The sequence below is a fragment of the Kitasatospora gansuensis genome, assembly GCF_014203705.1.
In the GTDB taxonomy this organism is placed as follows: Bacteria; Actinomycetota; Actinomycetes; order Streptomycetales; family Streptomycetaceae; genus Kitasatospora; species Kitasatospora gansuensis.
Genome location: NZ_JACHJR010000001.1, coordinates 3698762 through 3720366 on the forward strand (window position 1 = coordinate 3698762; position 21605 = coordinate 3720366).

Genomic DNA, 21605 nt, shown 5'->3' on the forward strand with positions numbered 1-21605 from the left:
CAGGATGGTGCCTGGAAGGGCGGCCCCTCATTGCCAGCCACCCTTGTGCACTGAGAAGAGGACCCCCTGATGAGCATCGACCCGTCGTCCATCCCCTCGTTCGGCGCCCCGCAGGGCGGCCAGCCGGGCCCCTCCGGCCCGCCGCCGATCGTGGTGCCGGACCAGGCGCTGGTCACCCAGTTGCTGGACCAGATGCAGCTCAAGCACGTCGTGGACGACGAGGGTGACCTCACCGCGCCGTGGGACGGCTTCCGCGTCTACTACATGTTCCGTGGCGAGCAGAAGGAGCTCTTCGCGGTCCGTGCCTTCTACGACCGGTCCTACCCGCTCGAGGACAAGGGCGAGATCCTTGACCTGATCGACGAGTGGAACCGCGAGACCCTCTGGCCGAAGGTCTACACGCACACCCACGAGGACGGCGTGGTCCGTCTCATCGGTGAGTCCCAGATGATCGTCGGCACCGGCGTGAACCTGGAGTACTTCGTCACCACCACCGCCAACTGGACCCAGGCCGCGGTCGGGTTCGAGCAGTGGATCGTCGAGCGCCTCGGCCTCCAGAAGGAGATCGAGAGCGAGAACGGCGAGGGCGACGCCGCCCCCGGCGACGAGGCCTGATCCCCCGCGCAGCTGCGGAACGGCCCGCTCCCCACCTGGGGGCGGGCCGTTCCGCATGTCCGGCCGCAGGACCTCTTGCAGATACCTTCCGGCCGGTATATTTTCTCTCTCACCCCGCCACGTGATCATCCGGTCACGGTGTGGCGGGGGCCGCCGGGGCCTGGGGAGGGCCCGCGAGGAGGGGACCACGCGCATGACCGTCAGCACGCTTCTGCCCACCGCACCGCACCACACCGCACCGGCCGTCACCCCGGAGGGCGTGGCCGCACTGGCACGCCGCTCCGGCCCGGCCGTGGAGGACGCCCGCCGGCTCACCCCCGAACTCGCCGGGGCGCTGTCGGAGGCCGGCTTCGCCCGGCACTTCGTGCCCCGCCGCTGGGGCGGCACCGCCGGCACCTTCCGCGCGCTGGTCGCCGGGACCGCGACCGTGGCCGAGGGCTGCGCGGCCACCGCCTGGTGCGGCGCGCTCTACGCGGCCCACGGCCGGCTCGCCGCCTACCTCCCGGAGGCCGGGCAGCGCGAGCTCTGGGGCGCCTCCCCCGACGTCCGGATCGCCGCCGCCGTGGTGCCGCCGTCCGGCACGGCGGTCCGGGTGGGCGAGGGCTGGCGGCTGTCGGGCGAGTGGACGTACGCGAGCGGTGTCGACCACGCGCACTGGGTGCTGCTGGCGAGCCGGGTGGCGGGGGCGGAGATCCGGATCTTCGCGCTGCCCCGGGCGCAGTTCGAGATCCGGGACACCTGGCGGACCCTGGGCCTGCGCGGGACGGGCTCCAACACCGTGGTGGTCCGGGACGCCTTCGTACCTGACCGGCTGACGCTCACTCAGAGCGACCTCGGCACGGTGCGGTCCGACGTGGCCCGCTGCCACCGGGTGCCGTTCCCGCTGGTGGCCCAACTCCAGTTCGCCGCACCGATCCTGGGGGCCGCGCAGGGGGCCCGGCAGATCTGGGCGCAGACGGCGGCCCGCCGGGTCAGGGCGGACGGTCAGCTGACCGCCCAGACCGCCGCCGGGCAGCAGGTGCTGGCCCGGGCGGCGGGCGAGATCCAGGCGGCCCGGCTGCTCCTCGAGGGCGCCGCCGCGCGGGCCGACGACGGCGTGGTGACCCCGCTGGCGATCGCCGAGAACCAGCGGGACTGCGCGCTCGCCGCCGAGCTGGCGGTGGCCGCCGTGGACCGGCTGTTCCGGGCCGGCGGCGCGGCCGGGCAGGCCGACGGGGACCCGGTGCAGCGCCACTGGCGCGATGTCACGGCGGCCGCCGGGCACGCCGCCCTGCGGTTCGAGACGGCCGCCGCGGCGTACTCCGCCGTCGAGCTGTCCGGCCTCGGCCGGAGTGCCGACTGACCCGCCCCATGCACCCAACGGCCTTGGCGGCAGCGTAGTCTGACTGTTCGTCAGAGCAGGCCCACCATCGCCGCGGGCAGACGGGTCGAGTGCCATCCAATGCCCGGTTTTGCGTGATTTCAAAACATACCTGTGAGAAGGTATCTTCGAGCCGAAGTCGGCGAGAGGCGGAAGGGCGGTGCCATGAAGCAGGAGCGCGCGCGACGCACTCGCGAACTGATCCTGGATGCGGCGGCGGAGGAGTTCGCCCTCCAGGGGTACACCAACGCGACCGTACAGGCCGTGGCCGCCAGAACCGGCATGACCAAGGGCGCCCTCTACGGGCACTTCGGTACCAAGGAGCAGCTGGCCGACGAACTCGTGCGCCAGGCGCAGGAGTTCTGGTGGCTGCTGATGGACGGCTCCGGGGACGGTGAGGCACCCGCCTTCGAGGTGCTGCGGGGGCTGGTCCTCGGCCTGTCCCGGCAGTACCACGGGAACGTCCGGATCCGGGCCGCCTTCCGGCTGCTGGTGGACCGGCCGCCCGCCGCCGGGGAGCCGAGCCTGGTCGAGACGGTCGAACGGGACCTGGCCGGCGCGGTCGAACGGGCCCGGCCGGGCGGGGCCGGCACGGACCTGCCGGCCGAGACGGTCGCCATGGTGCTGCTCGCCATGGTGGTCGGCATCCACCTGATCCGCCGCGCCGAACCGGAGGCCGAACTGCCGGGCCGGATCGACCAGTTCTGGTCCGTCCTGGCCGAGGCGCTGGTGCGCACCTGAGCGACGCCACCACGACGGGACCCCTGGCCGCCGGAGGCCGGGGGTCCCGTCATGTTCCCGGGCCGCGCTGCCGGTTGGCCGCCGCTTGGCCGTGGCCTGGTCGTCGCTTGGCGGGCCGCCCGCAGGCTCTGAGGGCGGGCGGGAACGCAGCCCGACCCGCGAACCACCCGGCGCACCATCGATCTTGGAGGTAAGAATGACCACCGATGTCTCCTACAAGGAGCTCCAGTACGGCTGGGAGGCGGCCTACCAGCAGCAGACCGACGACGCCCCGCTCTGGCAGGAGGACCCGATCCCGGTCATCCCGCAGGCCATCAAGGCGCTCACCGCCCGCGAGGTGCGCACCGTGGTCGACCTCGGCTGCGGCGACGGCCGCAACCTGGCCGCGCTGGTCGACGCCGGCTTCACCGCGCTCGGTGTGGACATCGCCCCGACCGGTCTGCAGAACGCCAAGCGGATCATCCGTCAGCGCTCGTTCCTGCTCCGCGCCGACGCCACCGAACTCCCGCTGATCGACGCCTCGGTGGACGCGGTCACCTGCTTCGACGTGTTCGGCCAGATCGAGGACCCGAGCGCGCTGGTCGCCGAGGCCCGCCGGCTGCTGGTCGAGGGCGGCATTTTCGTGACCAACGCCTTCACCCCCGAGGACCAGACCTACGGCGAGGGCGAGGAGATCGCGCCGAACACCTTCGCCTACAAGGACACCCTCTTCAAGTACTACAGCGAGGAGGACATCCGGGCGCTCTTCGACGGCTGGGAGATCATCGCGCTCGAGCGGGTCTCCTGGGACGACCCGCCGCACGGCGACTTCCGCCCGTACCCGCACACCCACGACAACTGGATCGTCTACGCGACCCCCTCGGTCTGACCGGACGGAAGGGATCAGGCGTGATGTCGATGAAACAGCGGCTCGAACACTTCGAGGCGCTTCTCGGACCGACGCCGGTACTGCCCGTCACGCTGACCATCGGCGGTCGGCCCCGTGTCATCCACCTCAAGCTCGAAGGGCACAACGTCGCCGGCTCGATCAAGGCAAGGACCGCCTTCGGGCTGGTCCGGGCCCTGGTCGAGTCGGGTGAACTGCAGCCCGGCGGAAGGCTCCTGGAGTCCACCTCGGGAAACCTGGGGATCGCCCTGGCGATGCTGGCCCGCTATCTCGGGGTGAGTTTCACCGCGGTGGTCGACCCGCTGATCGCGGCGGAGTGCCTGGAACGCCTCAACGATCTGGGCGCGGAGATCATCACCGTGACCGAGCGGGACGAGTCCGGTGGCTATCTGCTCTCCCGGCTGAGCCGGATCGCCGAACTGCGCGAGCAGGACAGCTCGTACGTCTGGACCAACCAGTACGACAACCCGGAGAATCCGGCGATCCACCGCGGGATGACCGGCCCGGAGATGTTCCGGCAGCTGCCGCGCGCACCCGACGCGGTGTTCGCGGCGATCTCCACCGGCGGGACGTTCTCGGGGCTCAGTCAGTTCTTCCGCTCGGTCTCACCCGCCACCCGGATGATCGCGGTGGACATCGAGGGATCGATCGCCTTCCACGGCAACCCCGGCAAACGGCACCTCTCCGGAATCGGCGCCAGCCGGCCTTCCACCTTCCTCGACAGTTCTCTGGTGGACCAGCTGGAGATCGCCAGCATCAGCGAATCGGCCCACTACTGCCGACTCGTGCAGCGATCGGCCGGACTGCATATCGGGGCCTCGGCCGGATCGGTGGTGGCGGCCTGTGTGCGATATCTGGAAATGCATCCCGAGATCGAGCTCGCGGTGTGTCTCTGCGCGGACAGCGGAGACAAGTACGCCAGTACGATCTACAGCGAGACCTGGCTCCGCTCGATCGGCGTGGAACTCCCGGCCGACGACCTCGCTCCGGCTACCCCGGAACATCTGCCGGGCGCTATCCTCTCAGGAGTTGCGTGAAATAGTTTCAGAACAGTCCGAGATCCGCGAAAAGTCCGAAAGCGGCGGATCCGCGTACCGAAGGGCCGTCATGCAGGGGATCTCAGAGATCAGCCGCAATCTCCGGGCCGCCGCCACGGCGGGCGATTCGACGCCCGCCGGGCCTGCCCTGGCAGAGCTGGAGGACCTCTCCGAGAGCATCCTGCACCGGACCGACGAGCACGATCTCGCCATGCTGCTCTGCCTGGCCGGGATCTGCTCGGTCCGGACCGGCGCGGGCCTTCCGGCGGCAGCCCTGCACGGGATCGCCGACCGTTACGCGGACACCTCCGTTCTCTACACCGGGCGTGTTCTCCCCCGCATCAAGGAAGCGATCGGCCGGCTCTACGAGGGCGCCGAGGAGAAATCCCTCGAAAAGCTCGTGGAAGTGGCCGACCACATCAGTCAGGGTTGGCCCGGATATGCCGATTCGGTATTCCCGGAGGCATTCTCCGGGCTGGCCCGCGAACTCGGCCTCGGTGACGGCGGCGGACTCTTTCTGGAGACCTCGTTTATCACCTGGCGGCGCGGTCTCGAGGAGTGCGAATCCGGCCGCCCGGAAGCCGCGCTGAATCCCTTCGCGACCAGTCTGGAGAAATACCGCGCATTCTCCTACTACGCGGATGCGGCCTGGCTGTACGCGGACCTCGTCATCGCCCGGCTGACCGCCGGCGACACCGAGGCCGCGGCCCGGACCGCCGACGCCCAGCGCCGGTACGTGGACGGCGTGATCGCCGAGGCGGGGGACCTCCCGGTCCGGGAGGACGCCGCCTTCGCCTTCCACTTCGGCGACGTCCGCAGCGGCGCCTACAGCTCCTTCGTGGACTCCGCCACGATGGGCCCGCAGGGGCTCACCCCGGACGACCGCGCGCTGCTGCGCCGGTACGTCCGGGTGAGCGAGAGCCTGCTGTCGTACGCGAGGTCCCACTCCGAGCGGGACCTCAACGCGGCCGTGGACCTCTTCTCGTTCGGCTGGCAGGGCTACCTGTCCTCTCCGTACCCCGAGATCTTCCGCCGGCTCGCCCACCAGGTGACCGGCGAACTCCCCCGCTCGGCCGTGCTGTTGACCGCACACGTCCGCTGGCGCGGGATGCTGCTGGCCAGTCAGCTCCGGCTCAAGTCACCGGATCTGATCCGGTCCGCGATGGAGCTCCACGAACGGCTCCGCGCGGCCGGGCTCGACCAGGAGGCCGACATCGCCCTGCTGGACGGGGGCATGCTGCACTTCGCCCTCTACGGCAAGGCCTCCACCGCCGTCTGGCTCTCCCAGCACCTCGGGGAGCTGCGCGAGCGGGTGTCCCGGCCGCTGCAGGCGGTGGTGGCCGCACTCCAGGTGCCGCCGCAGGCCGGGCTCCAGGCGGTGTTGGCCGGCTATCTCGGGGCCCGATCGCTGTACCGGGTGCCCGACTTTCTGCCGGCCCTCGGCATCTTCCGTCAGGGCCACCGGAGTTGGCGGGAGCAGCGGACGGAGCTCGACCTCGCCGTGTACGGCGAGAGCCTGTGGATCAACGGCGTGATGATCTACGAGAGCACCCCGCCCGCCCTGCTGGCCATCTTCCGCGAACTCGCCGGGGACCTGCGGGCCGCCCGGGCCGAGGAGCGGGAGGTCCCGTACGTCCCGGCGGCCGAACTGGCCGCCAGGACCGGGCGGTCCGGCAGTGCGATCGCCCAGGTGGTCCGGCGGTTCCGGATCGCCTGCCAGGAGCAGTTCGCCCGCTCGACCGAGATCGGGATCGAACCGGACGGCCTGCTCCAGGGCCGGCCCGGCTACCGGCTCAACCCCGCCGTCCTGGCCGAGGCCGAGTTCTACCTCGCGCCCTGACCGCACCCGTCCCAAGTCACGTACCCACGAAGGAGTTTCCGTGTCCGACCTGTTCACCGAGCCGTCCGCCGTCGACGCCGACTGGAAGTTCGTGGTGGTCCTCAAGGCGAAGCTGCCCACCGGGGTGGCGCTGAACGCCGTCGCGCACAGCACGCTCGGTCTGGCGGCCGCCGCCGCGGCGAACGGTCCGGAGCTGGCCGGGAAGATGTCGTTCCTCGACTTCCGGGACGCCGACGGCGGTTCGCACGGGCCGGTCTCGGGCCTGTCGCTGATCGTGCTGGAGGGCCGGGCCGCTGGGCTGCGCCGGTTCCGCGGCGAGGCGTTGGCGGCCGGGCTGCTGGTGAACGACTTCACCTCGGCGATGACCGGGGACACCTTCGCCGAACAGCTGGTCAAGATGGCCGGCAGCACCGAGGAGGAGCTCGAGTACTACGCGGTGGCGGCCTTCGGCCGACGCGACGAACTCGACCCCCTCACCAAGAAGTTCTCCCTGTGGAAGTAGCCCGGGGAGACCGAGGATCACAGGAGATGAGATTCCGTGAGCAGCACCCCACCCGACCTGGCCGTGGTACCCGGCCGACTGGTCGACGAGGTCCTCCGTAGCGCGCACGCCGAGGCCAAGCGCCTGGTCGAGGAGGTCTACGTCCAGAGCGCCCAGGGCCGGCTGGTCAACCCCGACAGTTCCTTCCTGCGCCCCGACCCCGAGGCGCGCGAGCGGGTGATCGCCCTCCCGGCGTACGTGCCGGAGCCGGTGCCCGCGATGGGCATCAAGTGGATCTCCAGCTTCCCGGAGAACCTCAAGCTCGGCCTGCCCCGCGCCTCGGCGGCCATCGTGCTCAACGACACCACCACCGGATTCCCGGTGGCCCTGCTCGAAGGGGCCAGGATCAGCGGTTTCCGGACCGCCCTCTCCGCCCTGGTCGGCGCCGACGCCCTGACCGAAGGCGCCCGCCGGGCAACGAAGTTCGCGGTGCTCGGCACCGGCTACATCTCCGCCACCACGGTGCAGACCTTCCTGGCGGACGGCTGGAGCCTGGACCAGGTGGCCGTCTTCGACCTCTCGGCCGAGCGGGCCGCGGAGTTCGTCCAGGAGCTGACGGACGGTCACCAGGGCCTGCGGGTCACCGTGGCCGACTCCGCCGCCGACGCCCTGCGGGACGCCGACCTGGTCCTGCTGGCCACCACCGCAGTCACCCCGCACCTCGACCGGCTCGACGGCCTCGCCCCCGACGCGATCGTCCTGCACATGTCGCTCCGCGACCTGACCCCGGAGGCGCTCGCCGGCGCCGAGCACGTGGTGGACGAGGTCTCGCACTCGCTGCGGGAGAAGACCTCGCTGGCCCTCGCCGTGGAGGCCGGTGTGGTCGCCCGGGAGGACGTCCGCCCGGTCGGCGACCTGCTCACCGGCGAGTGGAAGCGCACGCCGGGACGGACGGCGGTCTACGCGCCCTTCGGCCTCGGCTCGCTCGACATCGCGCTCGGGACCCTCGTGCTGGCCCGCGCCCGGGACCTCCCCGGCGTCCTGACGGTCGAGGACTTCGCCGGCCTCGCCCCGCAGCACTGATCACGCCGAGCACACCCCCCGTCAACTCCGGATCGCCCACGCCCCGTTGGGCCGTTCCGTCGATCCCTCCTGCCCTTTCACCCCTGCTTGGAGCCTGCCCATGTCGCGCCCCGCCTTCGACGACTTCAAGGTCGCCGACCTCTCGCTTGCCGCCTTCGGTCGCAAGGAGATCCAGCTCGCCGAGCACGAGATGCCCGGTCTGATGTCGATCCGCAAGGAGTTCTCGGCCACCAAGCCGCTGGCCGGTGCGCGGATCACCGGTTCGCTGCACATGACCGTGCAGACCGCCGTCCTGATCGAGACCCTGGTGGCGCTGGGTGCCGAGGTCCGCTGGGTCTCGTGCAACATCTTCTCCACCCAGGACCACGCGGCCGCCGCCATCGCGGTCGGCCCGGAGGGCACCCCCGAGAACCCGTCCGGTGTCCCGGTGTACGCCTGGAAGGGCGAGACGCTGGAGGAGTACTGGTGGTGCACCGAGCAGGCGCTGACCTGGCCGAACGGTCAGACCCCGAACATGATCCTGGACGACGGCGGCGACGCGACGCTCCTGATCCACAAGGGTGTTGAGTTCGAGAAGGCCGGCCAGGTGCCGGACCCGTCGACGGCCGACAACGAGGAGTACGCGCTCGTCCTGGAGTTGCTGGGCCGCTCCACGCTCCCCTGGTCGGAGATCGCCGCCTCGATCAAGGGTGTGACGGAGGAGACCACGACGGGTGTCCACCGTCTGTACGAGATGCACCGTGACGGTCAGCTGCTGTTCCCGGCGATCAATGTCAACGACGCGGTGACGAAGTCGAAGTTCGACAACAAGTACGGCTGCCGGCACTCGCTGATCGACGGCATCAACCGGGCCACCGACGTGCTGATCGGCGGCAAGGTCGCGGTGGTCTGCGGCTACGGCGACGTGGGCAAGGGCTCGGCGGAGTCGCTGCGCGGCCAGGGCGCCCGCGTGATCATCACCGAGATCGACCCGATCTGCGCGCTGCAGGCGGCGATGGACGGCTACCAGGTGACCACCCTGGAGGAGGTCGTCTCCATCGCGGACATCTTCATCACCACCACGGGCAACAAGGACATCATCCTTGCCAAGCACATGGAGCAGATGAAGCACCAGGCGATCGTCGGCAACATCGGCCACTTCGACAACGAGATCGACATCGCCGGTCTGTCGAAGCTGCCGGGCATCGTGCGGACCGAGGTCAAGCCGCAGGTCCACGAGTGGCGCTTCGCCGACGGCCACACGATCATCATGCTGTCCGAGGGCCGTCTGCTGAACCTCGGCAACGCGACCGGTCACCCGTCGTTCGTGATGTCGAACTCCTTCGCGAACCAGACGATCGCGCAGATCGAGCTGTTCACCAAGACCGAGGAGTACCCGGTCGGCGTCTACGTGCTGCCCAAGCACCTGGACGAGAAGGTGGCCCGCCTCCACCTGGACGCCCTGGGCGTCAAGCTCACCGTCCTGAGCCAGGAGCAGGCCGACTACATCGGCGTCCCGGTCGAGGGCCCGTACAAGGCCGAGCAGTACCGCTACTGACGATCCGTCAACTTCCCTTTCGAGCACTGGAGCTGAGTCATGTCCCGCCGTCTCTTCACCTCGGAGTCCGTCACCGAGGGACACCCCGACAAGATCGCTGACCAGATCAGCGACACCATCCTGGACGCCCTTCTGCGGGAGGACCCGAAGTCTCGGGTCGCCGTGGAGACGCTGATCACCACCGGTCAGGTGCACATCGCCGGTGAGGTCACCACCAAGGCGTACGCGCCGATCGCGCAGCTCGTCCGGGACAAGATCCTGGAGATCGGCTACGACTCGTCGAAGAAGGGCTTCGACGGCGCCTCGTGCGGCGTCTCGGTGTCCATCGGTGCGCAGTCGCCGGACATCGCGCAGGGTGTCGACACTTCGCACGAGGCCCGGGTCGAGGGCGATGAGGACGACCTGGACAAGCAGGGCGCGGGCGACCAGGGCCTGATGTTCGGCTACGCGAGCGATGAGACGCCGGAGCTGATGCCGCTGCCGATCACGCTGGCGCACCGGCTGTCCAAGCGGCTGTCGGAGGTGCGCAAGAACGGGCAGATCCCGTACCTGCGTCCCGACGGCAAGACCCAGGTCACCATCGAGTACGACGGTGACAAGGCCGTCCGTCTCGACACGGTGGTGGTGTCCTCGCAGCACGCGAGTGACATCGACCTGGAGTCGCTGCTGACGCCGGACATCCGTGAGTTCGTGGTGGAGCCGGAGCTGAAGCGCCTCGCGGACGACGGCATCAAGCTGGTGACCGAGGGGTACCGGCTGCTGGTGAACCCGACCGGTCGTTTCGAGATCGGCGGCCCGATGGGTGACGCGGGTCTGACCGGCCGCAAGATCATCATCGACACGTACGGCGGCATGGCCCGTCACGGTGGTGGCGCGTTCTCGGGCAAGGACCCGTCCAAGGTGGACCGCTCGGCCGCGTACGCGATGCGCTGGGTGGCGAAGAACATCGTCGCCGCGGGTCTGGCCTCGCGGGCCGAGGTCCAGGTCGCGTACGCGATCGGCAAGGCCGAGCCGGTGGGTCTGTTCGTCGAGACCTTCGGCACCGAGACGGTGCCGGTCCTGAAGATCCAGGCCGCCGTGTCGGAGGTCTTCGACCTGCGTCCGGCCGCGATCATCCGTGACCTGGACCTGCTGCGGCCGATCTACGCGAAGACCGCCGCGTACGGCCACTTCGGCCGGGAGGACGCCGACTTCACCTGGGAGCGCACCGACCGCGTCGAGAAGCTGCGCGCCGCCGTCGGCGTCTGACCACGTCCCCCGCCCACCCCGCACCCGTTAGGAGAAAACCACCGTGCGCATCGCAGTCACGGGTTCGATCGCCACCGACCACCTGATGCAGTTCCCCGGCCGGTTCACCGACCAGTTGCTCGCCGACCGTCTCGACACGGTGTCACTCTCCTTCCTGGTCGACCAGTTGGAGGTGCGGCGGGGCGGGGTGGCCGCCAACATCGCCTTCGGACTCGGCGGCCTCGGCCTCCGGCCGGTACTGGCAGGCGCGGTCGGCAACGACTTCGCCGAGTACCGGCACTGGCTGGAGGAGCACGGCGTGGACACCGACTCGGTGCACGTCTCGGAGACCCGGCAGACCGCCCGGTTCATGTGCACCACCGACCTCGACCAGAACCAGATCGCCTCGTTCTACGCCGGCGCGATGGCCGAGGCCGACCGCATCGAACTCGCCCGGATCGCCAACCGGACCGGCGGCCTCGACCTGGTCGTGGTCTCCCCCAACTCCCCCGAGGCGATGCTCCGTCACACCGAGGAGGCGGTCGCGCTGGCCGTCCCCTTCGCCGCCGATCCCTCCCAGCAGCTCGCCCGGCTGGACGGCGAGCAGGTCCGTCAACTGGTGGACGGCGCCCGCTACTTGTTCACCAACGAGTACGAGTCCGCGCTGCTGGCCGAGCGCACCGGCTGGACGGCAGAGCAGGTGCTCGGCCGGGTCGGTGTCTGGATCACCACCCTCGGCTCGCGCGGCGTACGGATCGAGCGGACCGGCGCCAACCCGATCGAGGTGGCCGCCGTCCCCGCCGAGCGCTCCGCCGACCCGACCGGCGTCGGCGACGCCTTCCGGGCCGGCTTCCTGGCCGCCGTCAGCTGGGGCCTCCCGCTGCAGCCGGCCGCGCAGCTCGGCTGCGCCCTCGCCACCGTCGTCCTGGAGACCGTCGGCACCCAGGACTACCGGGTGCTCCCCGGCCAACTGGCCGCCCGTATCGAGGCCGCCTACGGCGAGCAGGCCGTCACGCTGCTCGCCCCGCACCTGGCGGCAGCGGTATGACCACCACTCAGCACCAGGCGCGTGCGGATGCGTTGCGTGAAGCGCTTGCCACTCGGGTGGTGGTGGCCGATGGTGCGATGGGCACCATGCTGCAGGCGCAGGATCCTTCGATGGAGGATTTCCAGCAGCTTGAGGGCTGCAACGAGGTCCTGAACCTGACCCGCCCCGACATCGTGCGCTCGGTGCACGACGCGTACTTCGGTGTGGGTGTGGACTGTGTGGAGACGAACACCTTCGGTGCGAACCACGCGGCGCTGGCGGAGTACGACATCCCGGAGCGGGTGTTCGAGCTGTCCGAGGCGGGTGCGCGGGTGGCGCGGGAGGCGGCGGACGCGTTCACCGCCGGGGATGGGCGGATGCGGTGGGTGCTGGGGTCGATCGGTCCTGGGACGAAGCTGCCGACGTTGGGGCATGCCCCGTACGAGTTGCTGCGGGACGGGTTCCAGCGCAACGCGGCGGGTCTGATCGCGGGTGGTGCGGATGCGCTGCTGGTGGAGACGAGTCAGGATCTGCTGCAGACGAAGGCGGCGATCCTGGGCTCGAAGCGGGCGCTGGCCCAGGCGGGGCTGGATCTGCCGGTGCTGGTGCAGGTGACGGTGGAGACCACCGGCACGATGCTGCTGGGCTCGGAGATCGGCGCGGCGCTGACCGCGCTGGAGCCACTCGGTGTGGACTACATCGGGCTGAACTGCGCCACCGGCCCCGCCGAGATGAGCGAGCACCTGCGCTACCTGGCGAAGAACGCGAAGATCGGCCTCTCGTGCATGCCGAACGCGGGCCTGCCGGTGCTGGGCAAGGACGGCGCGCACTACCCGCTCAGCCCGGCGGAGCTGGCCGAGGCGCATGACACCTTCACCCGCGAGTACGGCCTGTCGCTGGTCGGCGGCTGCTGCGGCACCACCCCCGAGCACCTGCGCGCCGTGGTCGAGAAGGTCCAGGGCCGCCCGGTCGCCGCCCGCGACCCGCGACCCGAGCCGGCGGCCGCCTCGCTGTATCAGCCGGTGCCGTTCCGTCAGGACACCTCGTACCTGGCGATCGGCGAGCGGACCAACGCCAACGGGTCGAAGAAGTTCCGCGACTCGATGCTGGCCGGTGACTGGCAGGCGTGTGTGGAGATCGCCCGCGACCAGATCCGTGACGGCTCGCACCTGCTGGACCTGTGCGTCGACTACGTCGGCCGTGACGGTGTCGCCGACATGAAGGAGATCGCCGGCCGCCTGGCCACCGCCTCCACCCTGCCGATCGTCCTGGACTCCACCGAACCGGACGTCCTGCGCGCCGGCCTGGAGGCCCTCGGCGGCCGCGCGGTGCTGAACTCGGTGAACTACGAGGACGGGGACGGTCCGGAGACCCGGTTCGGGCGGATCGCGTCCCTGGCGCGTGAGCACGGTGCGGGGCTGATCGCGCTGACCATCGACGAGGAGGGCCAGGCCCGCACGGCGGACGCGAAGGTGGCGATCGCCGAGCGCCTGATCGGCCAGCTCACCGGCGAGTACGGCGTCGACGAGGGTTCGATCCTGGTGGACTGCCTGGCCTTCACCCTGGGCACGGGTCAGGAGGAGTCGAGGCGGGACGGCATCGAGACGATCGAAGCGATCCGCGAGCTCAAGCGGCGTCACCCCGACGTGCAGACCACGCTCGGTCTTTCCAACATCTCGTTCGGGCTGAGCCCGGCGGCCCGTCAGGTCATCAACTCCGTGTTCCTGCACGAGTGCGTCGAGGCCGGTCTGGATTCGGCGATCGTGCACGCCTCCAAGATCCTCCCCATCGCCCGCATCCCCGAGGAGCAGCGCACGGTCGCCCTCGACCTGGTCTACGACCGCCGCCGCGAGGCCACCGACACCGAAGAGGGCTACGACCCGCTGCAGCGCCTGCTGCAGCTGTTCGAGGGCGTCAGCATGGCCTCCAGCGCTGCGTCGAAGGCGGAGGAGCTGGCCGCTCTGCCGCTGGAGGAGCGCCTGCAGCGCCGCATCATCGACGGTGAGCGCAAGGGCCTGGAAGCCGACCTGGACGAGGCCCTCACCGAGCGCCCCGCACTCGAGATCGTCAACGGCACACTCCTGGCCGGGATGAAGGTCGTCGGTGAACTGTTCGGCTCAGGCCAGATGCAGCTGCCGTTCGTCCTGCAGTCCGCCGAGGTGATGAAGACCGCCGTCGCCCACCTCGAACCGCACATGGAGAAGTCCACAGAGACATCGGAGGGGGGCTCGGGCAAGGGCACCATCGTGCTCGCCACCGTCAAGGGCGACGTCCACGACATCGGCAAGAACCTCGTCGACATCATCCTCTCCAACAACGGCTACACGGTGGTCAACCTCGGCATCAAGCAGCCCGTCACCGCCATCCTCGACGCCGCCCAGGAACACCGCGCCGACGTCATCGGCATGTCCGGCCTCCTGGTCAAGTCCACCGTCATCATGAAGGAGAACCTGCAGGAGCTGAACCAGCGTCAGCTCGCCGCCGACTTCCCCGTCATCCTCGGCGGCGCCGCCCTCACCCGCGCCTACGTCGAACAAGACCTCCACGAAATCTACGAAGGCGAAGTCCGCTACGCCCGCGACGCCTTCGAGGGCCTCCGCCTCATGGACGCCCTGATGTCCGTGAAGCGCGGCGTCCCGGGTGCCTCGCTCCCGCCGCTCAAGCCGCGCCGGGTCGCCGCCGTCGCCCGCCCGGCCGAGCCGGCCCCGTACACCGGGCCTGCCAGGTCGGACGTGGCGGCGGACAACCTGGTCCCGACGCCGCCGTTCTGGGGCGACCGGATCGTCAAGGGCGTCCCGCTCGCGGAGTACGCCGGGCTGCTGGACGAGCGGGCGACCTTCCTCGGCCAGTGGGGCCTGAAGCCGGGCCGGGGATCCGACGGCCCGTCGTACGAGGAGCTGGTGGAGACCGAGGGCCGCCCCCGGCTGCGGATGTGGCTGGACCGCCTGCACACCGAGGGGATGCTCGAAGCCTCCGTGGTCTACGGCTACTTCCCGTGCGTCTCCAAGGGCGACGACCTGATCATCCTGAACGAGCACGGCTCCGAGCGGACTCGGTTCACCTTCCCCCGTCAGCGCCGTGACCGGCACCTGTGCCTGTCCGACTTCTTCCGCTCCGAGGAGTCGGGCGAGACGGACGTGATCGCCTTCCAGCTGGTCACCATGGGCAACCGGATCGCCGAGGCGGCCAACGAGCTGTTCGCCGCCGACGCCTACCGGGACTACCTCGAACTGCACGGCCTGTCCGTCCAGTTGACCGAGGCACTGGCCGAGTACTGGCACGCCAGGGTCCGTACCGAACTGGACGTCCACCGGGAGGACTCCAGCTCGCTGGACGAGGTGTTCCGCCAGGGCTACCGGGGTTCGAGGTACTCCTTCGGGTACCCGGCCTGCCCCGATCTGGGCGACCAGCTCCAGCTGATGGAGCTGCTGAAGCCCGAACGGATCGGTGTGCTGCTCTCCGAGGAGTTCCAGCTGCACCCCGAGCAGTCCACCTCGGCGCTGATCGTCCATCACCCCGAGGCCAAGTACTTCAACGCGCGCTGACCCTGCTCCGACCATCCAAGAAAGGAAACTCCCCGATGCCCCACCACGAAGCGCCGCAACTCGGCGCACCCGCCGGCGAGCCGACGTACTCCTTCGAGTTCTTCCCGCCCCGCACCGAGCTCGCCGAGCGGCGCTTCTGGAACGCCCTGCGGCGGGTCGAGGCGGTCGGCCCGGCGTTCGTCTCCATCACGTACGGCGCCGGCGGCTCCTCGCGGGAGAAGACGGTGCGGATCGCGGAGCGGATCGCCACCGAGACCACGCTCACCCCGGTCGCCCACCTCACCGCCGTCGGGCACTCCCGGGCCGAGCTGCGCAACATCATCGGCCAGTACGCGGACGCCGGGATCACCGATGTGCTGGCGCTGCGCGGCGACCCGCCGGGCGACCCGCGCGGGGTGTGGCGGAAGCACCCGGAGGGCTTCCGGCACGCGGTCGAACTGGTCGAACTGGTCCGCGCCACCGGGCGGTTCAGGATCGGGGTGGCCGCCTTCCCGGAGGGGCACCCGCGCTCCCCCGACCCCGAGAGCGACCTGCGCCACTTCGTCGACAAGTGCCGGGCGGGCGCCGACTACGCGATCACCCAGATGTTCTTCCAGGCCGAGGACTACCTCCGGCTGCGCGACCGGGTCGCCGCCGCCGGCTGCGAGACGCCGATCATCCCGGAGATCATCCCGATCACCGACCACGGCCAGCTCGCCCGGTTCGCCGAGCTCAGCGGTGCCACCATCCCCGCCGAGCTCGCCGACCGGCTGGAGCGCTGCCGGGACGACGCGGCCGAGGTCCGCCGGATCGGGCTGGCGCACGCCGTCGAGATGAGCACCCGCCTGGTCGCCGAGGGCGCGCCCGGCCTGCACTTCATCACCCTCAACCGGGCGGACGACGCCCTGGAGATCCACCGCGCGGTCCGCCGGACCGCCACCGACCATAGGTCGGCCGGCAATTGGGGGGCGGCGTCGCGACGCCGGGGCACGCACCTCGCCGGCTTCTCGTCGGTCGCCGATGCTCCGCATGGACTTCCTCCTCGGCGCCGCCGAGGCACGCACCCCACCGCCGCTCCTTCACCCACCCCCCAATTGTCGGCCGACCTTAACCCGATGAGTGCCTGATGCACCCTCAGCCAGACCTGGAGCCCGCGTGCCCGACCATGACCACCAGCCGGGATGTCGTGATCGTCGGCGGTGGCGCCACGGCGGTCAGTTCCTTCACCCAGCTCGCTGCGACGCTCTCCCCGGGCGACTCGGTGACCATCGTCGATCCGAACCCGGTGGGCTTCGGCCACGCCTTCGGCACCAGCGATCCGCTGCTGCTGTGCAACACCTCGGTCGATGTCACTTCACTCCGCGCTGACGACGGCTCGGACCTGCTCGACTACCTCTCCTCCCGGGGCTGGCCCGCTCACCCGGAGGACTTCGTGCCCCGCTACCTGGTCGGGCAGTACTGCCGCGAGCGCTACCAGGAGAGCCGCCGCCGGGCCGAGCGCCGGGGCGTCCGGATCGAGCACCGCCGCACCCGGGCCACCGCCGTACGGCGCGATGGAACCGGCTACACCGTCGAACTGACCGACTCCACCGCCCTGTTCGCCACCGACGTGCTGCTCTGCCTCGGCCTGGACCGCCCGGTGCTGCCCGAGCCGGTCCGCCGGCACGCCGGGCACCCGGCCCTGCTGGACGCCCCGTACCCGGTCGACCGGCTGCGCGGACTGCCCCGGGACGCCGAGGTGCTGGTGCTCGGCACCAAGCTCTCCGCGATCGACGCGGCGCTCGTCCTGTGCCGGGACGGCCGCCGCACCGTGATGACCTCGCCCTCCGGCGAACTCCCCGCCGTCCGCACCCGGTTGCGCCGCCCGGAACGTCCGCTGCTGGACGCCGACCGCTGGCAACGGCTCGCCCCGGGCGCGGCCAACCTCGACCGGGAGGTCGCCCGGCTGCTGGTCGAGGCGGTCAACCGGGCCGACCGGCCGCTGCCGCTGCGCGAGCAGACCAGCCCTGCCGACGCCCCCGCCCCGCGCCTGGAACGGGAGTTGGCGCTCGCCGCGGCCGGCCGGGTGCCCTGGCAGGACGTGGTGGCCGAGGTGATCGACACCATCAACGACTGGACGGCGGCCTGGCCTGCCAGCACCCGGGCCGACGTCCTGGGCCGGTACCGGACGGTGATGTCCCGCTACATCTCCGCCATCCCGGAGCGCAACGCCCGGCTGCTGGCCGGCCACCTGGCGGACGGCCGGCTCTCGGTCGCCACCGGGTACCCGACCTCGATCGAGCCCGAGGGGCCGACCTCCTGGCGGGTCGAGTGGCCGGACGGCCGGGTCGAGCACTTCACTCACGTGGTCTGCGGCACCGGCTTCCAGAAGCCGCAGCTCTCGCTGGCCGGTCCCGGCCGCTACCGGATCGGCCCGGCCGAACCGGGCGCGGCCGTTCCCGAGATCACCGCCGAGCTGCGCCTGCGCGAGCCGCAGCACCCCGAGGCGGACCGGATCTGGGTGGTCGGCGCGGCTGCCCACCACCGCACCGCCATCGTCAACTACCTGAACGCGGCCGCCAAGCAGGCCGCCAGGATTGCCGCGCAGTTCGCCGCCGTACCCGTCTGACCCACCGTCACTCACCCCGAAAGGCAGTCCCGTGATCGTCCTTGTCAGCCCCGTGTCCACCGGAGCGGCCCTCGCCAAGGCTTTCCGTGAGGAGGGCCAGGCCTGCCTGCACCTGTACGACACCGGCCTGCAGGCGGCCCACCGGGCCGACACCTCCGCGCACACCATGCTCCACCAGGACCTGGAGACCACCCTCGCCGTGCTGCGGGAGCTGCGCCCGAGCGCGGTGATCGCGGCCAGCGAGTACGGCGTCATCCTGGCCGACACCCTGGCGGCCGAGCTCGGACTCGACCACCACCGGCCGGAGTTGATCGACGCGCGGCGGGACAAGCACCTGATGGTCCGGGCCCTGGAGCAGGCCGGTGTGCCCGCCGCCCGGACCGTCGCGGTCCGCACCGGGGCCGAGCTGGACGCCGCGCTGGCGGACTGGACCGAGGGCTTCCCGGTGATGGTGAAGCCGCGCAACAGCGCGGGCAGCGACGGCTGCCGGATCTGCCACACCCCCGAGCAGGTGGTCGCGGCCTTCCACGCCATCGCGGACGCCCGGAACCTGATGGGCGAGGTCAACGACGAGGTGCTGCTGCAGGAGTTCCTGGCCGGGACCCAGTACATCGTGAACACCGTCAGCCTGGCCGGCCGCCACCTGCTCAGCGAGGTCTACGCCGAGCGGATCGACCACATCGACGGCGCGCCGGTCCTCCGGCACATCGTCTCCCGCCCCGAACTCGACCGGGACGAGCGCGAGTTGGTCGACTACGTGCTGGCCTGCCTGGACGCGCTCGGCATCCGCGAGGGCGCCGCGCACACCGAGGTGATGCTCACCCCGCGCGGCCCGCGCCTGGTCGAGGTCAACTCCCGGGTGATGGGCCCCTCGCTGACCCCCGACCCGTACCACGCCGCCTTCGGCTACAGCCAGCAGCACCTGGTGGTCGAGCGCTACCTGCGCCCCGCCGAGTTCGCCGCCCGGCTGGACCGGCCGTACGCCCCGCCGCAGACCGTGGCCAAGGTCTTCCTGCGCCCGCACCGCGAAGGTACTGTGCAGTCGATCGACGGGCTGCGGACGCTGCGCCGGCTGCCCGGCTTCCACAGCGTGGAGCGGCTGCCCGCGATCGGCGAACCCATCCGCGACCGCCACCTCACCACCGGTGCGACGGGCATCGCCTTCCTGGTGCACGAGGACGGAACAGTGCTGCAGAAGTCGCTGGCGGAGCTGCACCCGCTGGAGGACGCCGGCGGGTTCTACCGGCTGGCCGACCAGCCGACGGAAGGGTGACGGCCGTGCCGATCCTGCTCATCGTCGTCTCGGTGGTCCTGCAGGCCTGCGCGGACGGCTACCTGTCCGGGCGGCTGGAGTTCGGCGACAGCCTGCTGTTCTCCTGCCTCGCCTTCGTCGCGGCCACCGTGCTGTTCGGCTCGCTGTGCCTGATCCGCCGGGCCCGGCAGGGCGCCCGGCCGGACCGCGGCGCCGAGCAGCGCGGCACGGTCCGGAAGCTGATCGTGCTGATGAACCTGGCCACCGCCGTCACCTTCCTCGGCTTCTTCTCCGCACTGGCCTGGGTTCCCGCCGCGCTCGCCACCAGCGTCCAGTCCGGCATCGGACCGCTCGCGGTGGTCTGCATCGCGCTGATCCGCCGGGAGAGCGCGCCCGCCGCCGGCCGGCTGGCCGGGGCCCTCGGGCTGCTCGGGCTCTCGGTGCTGATCGCCGTCCGGCTGAACCCGGAGCCCGGCGCGCTCTCGCTGCCGATGGTCGGCGGCACCCTGCTGGTCGCCGTCTCCGGCGTCTCGGCCGCCCTGCTGGCCCGGATCTCCCGCCAGCTCGGCGCGGCCGGTGCGGACCCGCTCTGGGTCACCGCCAACCGCTTCCACTTCACCTACCTGGCGGCCGGCGCCCTGCTGCTGGCCCGGGGCGGCGTGGGCGGGACGGGCGGCGCGGACCGGATTCCGCTGCCGCTGATGGCGCTGACCGCGCTGGCGGCGGTGGCGCTGCCGCTCTTCCTGCTCCAGGTCGGGCTGCAGCGGGCCGAACCCCTGCTGGCGATGGCCCTGTTGAGCACCCTGCCAGGGATCACCTACCTGAGCCAGACCGTCTTCGGCGGTCCGCTCGACCCGGTGGCCTGCGCGCTGATCGGGCTGCTCGTCCTGCTGGCGGCCGCCTGCGCCCGGCAGGCCCGCACCGCCGCCCCGGCCCGTCGGGTGGCGGCACCCGCCTGACCGTCCGTCATCCAATGCTTGAGGGGGCCCGCAGTCGCGGGCCCCCTCAAGCATTGGATCAGAGCGCGAAGAGTTCGCCGGTCTCCTCCATCGCGTGCACCACCGCGACCGAGCTGTGCAGCAGACTGTCGTCCTCGTGCACGAAGTAGGCCACGCCCCAGCCCTGCGCCGAACGCTCCACCATGGCGGCCGGGGTCCCGGTCTCCGGCAGGCCGGTCACGCTGTGGAAGCCGGGCAGCCGCCGCAGCCGGTCGAGGCCGGGCACGGCCCGCAGGGTGCCGGTCGCGCCCGGCACCCGCAGCTCGATCCTGGCCAGCGCCCGGGCCGGCCGGTACGGCAACTCCAGCCGGCGGGCGAACCGTTCGGGGTGCAGGAAACGCTCCGCGAGCAGGTGCACCCGGGTGTAGCCGAAGGCCGCGAAGTACGGGTCGGCCGAGGTCCGCGGACCGGTCGGCCAGGGCTGCACCCGGACCGGCCGGAAGCCGTCGGCAGTCCGGCGGAGCTCGGTGCTCGCGGTGCCCTCGCGGACGCCGAGCGCGTCCAGCGCCTCGACGGCGGCGGTGATCGCCCCCAGGTCACCGGGCCCGAGCAGGCTGTGCGCCACGCTGTCCCGGTGCGTGAGCACCCCGCCGCCCTCGCTCTGGTGCCGCAGGTAGACCTCGGCCACCAGGTGCCGGCCCGCCGCGCTGACGGTGTGCACCGCGTACGTCTCGCCGTCCGGCAGCCCGTGCAGCAGCACCGGCCGGCCGGTGCGCAGCGGGCCCCGGCTCAGCTCGGCCACCGCCGCCCCGGCCTCGGCCGGCGTCCGGCACAGCCGCCCGGGTTCGGTGCCCGCGCCGGTGGCCGGGCGGGCCAGCACCGGCCAGTCGGTCCAGCCGTCGAGGACCGCTGCCGCCTGCTCGGGCGTCTCCACCACGGCCCCCGCGACCGCGGGCAGGCCCGCCGCCCGCAGGGTCCGGCTCATCACCGCCGGGTCGCACCGGGCGGCGGCCAACTCCGGTGCGTGGTACGGAAGTCCGAGATCCCGGGCGAGCTGCTCGGCCAGCCTGCCGCCGGAGCCGCTGGCCGCGATCACCGCGTCCGGCCGGCGTCCGGCCGGCCCGGCCCAGGGCGCCGGGGCGCCGGGGCGGCCGGCCTGGCTGCTGAACACCGGGAGGTAGTCGACTCCTTGCTCCCGAAGGGTGCGGGCCAGGTCGGCACCGCTGAACACTGGATCGACGAGCAGGAACACGGGTCGCTACCTCGGGTGGTCGTTGGGCGAACTGACGACGGATCAGGCCGCTCGGCCCGCGCCGTCCGTCAGCACAGCAGACCGGCACCCGGTCCGGGAAGCCGCGCTGAGCCGCGCTCGGCCGAGGCTTGACCACGCCTTGACCACGGCCGCTCCGCAGCGGTCGTGGTCAAGGCGGTCGCGGTCAGGGCGGCTTC

Annotated in this window: 16 protein-coding genes and 1 pseudogene; 16 read left to right on the forward strand and 1 reads right to left on the reverse strand. The window is 71.4% G+C overall.

Annotated features, from left to right (window positions below):
- The first annotated feature begins 69 nt into the window (after positions 1-69).
- The 16 genes and pseudogenes from F4556_RS16200 (at position 70) to F4556_RS16275 (ending at position 20177) form a co-directional block, all read left to right on the forward strand.
- Complete coding sequence (locus F4556_RS16200; RefSeq protein WP_184916067.1) at positions 70-615, forward strand: type III secretion system chaperone family protein; 546 nt, start codon at positions 70-72, stop codon at positions 613-615.
- Positions 616-808: 193 nt separating this feature from the next.
- Positions 809-1957, forward strand: coding sequence for an acyl-CoA dehydrogenase family protein (locus tag F4556_RS16205; RefSeq protein ID WP_184916070.1), 1149 nt, complete (start codon positions 809-811; stop codon positions 1955-1957).
- Positions 1958-2140: 183 nt separating this feature from the next.
- The gene (locus F4556_RS16210; RefSeq protein WP_184916073.1) at positions 2141-2716 is read left to right on the forward strand and encodes a TetR family transcriptional regulator; all 576 of its coding nucleotides are present in this window, start codon (positions 2141-2143) and stop codon (positions 2714-2716) included.
- A gap of 196 nt (positions 2717-2912) precedes the next feature.
- Complete coding sequence (locus tag F4556_RS16215; protein ID WP_184916076.1) at positions 2913-3584, forward strand: class I SAM-dependent methyltransferase; 672 nt, start codon at positions 2913-2915, stop codon at positions 3582-3584.
- A 23-nt stretch (positions 3585-3607) separates the two neighbouring features.
- Positions 3608-4639, forward strand: a complete 1032-nt coding sequence (locus tag F4556_RS16220) for a pyridoxal-phosphate dependent enzyme (protein ID WP_246511031.1) — start codon at positions 3608-3610, stop codon at positions 4637-4639.
- A 70-nt stretch (positions 4640-4709) separates the two neighbouring features.
- Positions 4710-6479 (forward strand): hypothetical protein, encoded by a 1770-nt coding sequence (locus F4556_RS16225; RefSeq protein WP_184916078.1) that lies wholly within the window; start codon positions 4710-4712, stop codon positions 6477-6479.
- A gap of 40 nt (positions 6480-6519) precedes the next feature.
- A complete protein-coding gene (locus F4556_RS16230; RefSeq protein ID WP_313068324.1) occupies positions 6520-6981 on the forward strand; it encodes a DUF2000 domain-containing protein in 462 nt (153 codons plus the stop codon).
- A 36-nt stretch (positions 6982-7017) separates the two neighbouring features.
- Positions 7018-8043: an NAD(P)-binding domain-containing protein gene (locus F4556_RS16235; RefSeq protein ID WP_184916081.1), complete on the forward strand. Its 1026-nt coding sequence runs from the start codon at positions 7018-7020 to the stop codon at positions 8041-8043.
- Between the two features lie 100 nt (positions 8044-8143).
- Entirely contained in the window at positions 8144-9580 is a 1437-nt protein-coding gene (gene ahcY / locus F4556_RS16240) for an adenosylhomocysteinase (RefSeq protein ID WP_184916083.1), read from the forward strand.
- 39 nt (positions 9581-9619) lie between these two features.
- Positions 9620-10828 (forward strand): methionine adenosyltransferase, encoded by a 1209-nt coding sequence (metK, locus tag F4556_RS16245; RefSeq protein ID WP_184916086.1) that lies wholly within the window; start codon positions 9620-9622, stop codon positions 10826-10828.
- A 43-nt stretch (positions 10829-10871) separates the two neighbouring features.
- Positions 10872-11855: a carbohydrate kinase family protein gene (locus F4556_RS16250; RefSeq protein WP_184916089.1), complete on the forward strand. Its 984-nt coding sequence runs from the start codon at positions 10872-10874 to the stop codon at positions 11853-11855.
- Positions 11852-15379, forward strand: coding sequence for a methionine synthase (gene metH, locus F4556_RS16255; RefSeq protein WP_184916092.1), 3528 nt, complete (start codon positions 11852-11854; stop codon positions 15377-15379). Before F4556_RS16250 ends, metH begins: the two co-directional genes overlap by 4 nt.
- A 35-nt stretch (positions 15380-15414) precedes the next feature.
- A pseudogene (gene metF / locus F4556_RS16260) lies at positions 15415-16299 on the forward strand (methylenetetrahydrofolate reductase [NAD(P)H]); the annotation flags it as partial.
- A gap of 185 nt (positions 16300-16484) precedes the next feature.
- Positions 16485-17966: an FAD/NAD(P)-binding protein gene (locus tag F4556_RS16265; protein ID WP_184916098.1), complete on the forward strand. Its 1482-nt coding sequence runs from the start codon at positions 16485-16487 to the stop codon at positions 17964-17966.
- A gap of 52 nt (positions 17967-18018) precedes the next feature.
- Complete coding sequence (locus tag F4556_RS16270) at positions 18019-19239, forward strand: ATP-grasp domain-containing protein (RefSeq protein WP_184916101.1); 1221 nt, start codon at positions 18019-18021, stop codon at positions 19237-19239.
- A 5-nt stretch (positions 19240-19244) separates the two neighbouring features.
- Complete coding sequence (locus F4556_RS16275; protein WP_184916104.1) at positions 19245-20177, forward strand: hypothetical protein; 933 nt, start codon at positions 19245-19247, stop codon at positions 20175-20177.
- A gap of 58 nt (positions 20178-20235) precedes the next feature.
- Here the strand turns inward: F4556_RS16275 and F4556_RS16280 are convergent, their stop codons facing one another.
- The gene (locus F4556_RS16280; RefSeq protein ID WP_184916107.1) at positions 20236-21408 is read right to left on the reverse strand and encodes a hypothetical protein; all 1173 of its coding nucleotides are present in this window, start codon (positions 21406-21408) and stop codon (positions 20236-20238) included.
- Positions 21409-21605: the final 197 nt, after the last annotated feature.

Excerpts from the sequence above, each read along its gene's own strand:
- F4556_RS16210 (WP_184916073.1), top strand. The coding sequence starts at position 2,141 with ATGAAGCAGGAGCGCGCGCGACGCACTCGCGAACTGATCCTGGATGCG.
- ahcY (WP_184916083.1), top strand. The coding sequence starts at position 8,144 with ATGTCGCGCCCCGCCTTCGACGACTTCAAGGTCGCCGACCTCTCGCTT.
- F4556_RS16225 (WP_184916078.1), top strand. The coding sequence starts at position 4,710 with ATGCAGGGGATCTCAGAGATCAGCCGCAATCTCCGGGCCGCCGCCACG.
- F4556_RS16265 (WP_184916098.1), top strand. The coding sequence starts at position 16,485 with ATGCACCCTCAGCCAGACCTGGAGCCCGCGTGCCCGACCATGACCACC.
- F4556_RS16215 (WP_184916076.1), top strand. The coding sequence starts at position 2,913 with ATGACCACCGATGTCTCCTACAAGGAGCTCCAGTACGGCTGGGAGGCG.
- F4556_RS16220 (WP_246511031.1), top strand. The coding sequence starts at position 3,608 with ATGTCGATGAAACAGCGGCTCGAACACTTCGAGGCGCTTCTCGGACCG.
- metK (WP_184916086.1), top strand. The coding sequence starts at position 9,620 with ATGTCCCGCCGTCTCTTCACCTCGGAGTCCGTCACCGAGGGACACCCC.
- F4556_RS16205 (WP_184916070.1), top strand. The coding sequence starts at position 809 with ATGACCGTCAGCACGCTTCTGCCCACCGCACCGCACCACACCGCACCG.
- F4556_RS16200 (WP_184916067.1), top strand. The coding sequence starts at position 70 with ATGAGCATCGACCCGTCGTCCATCCCCTCGTTCGGCGCCCCGCAGGGC.
- metH (WP_184916092.1), top strand. The coding sequence starts at position 11,852 with ATGACCACCACTCAGCACCAGGCGCGTGCGGATGCGTTGCGTGAAGCG.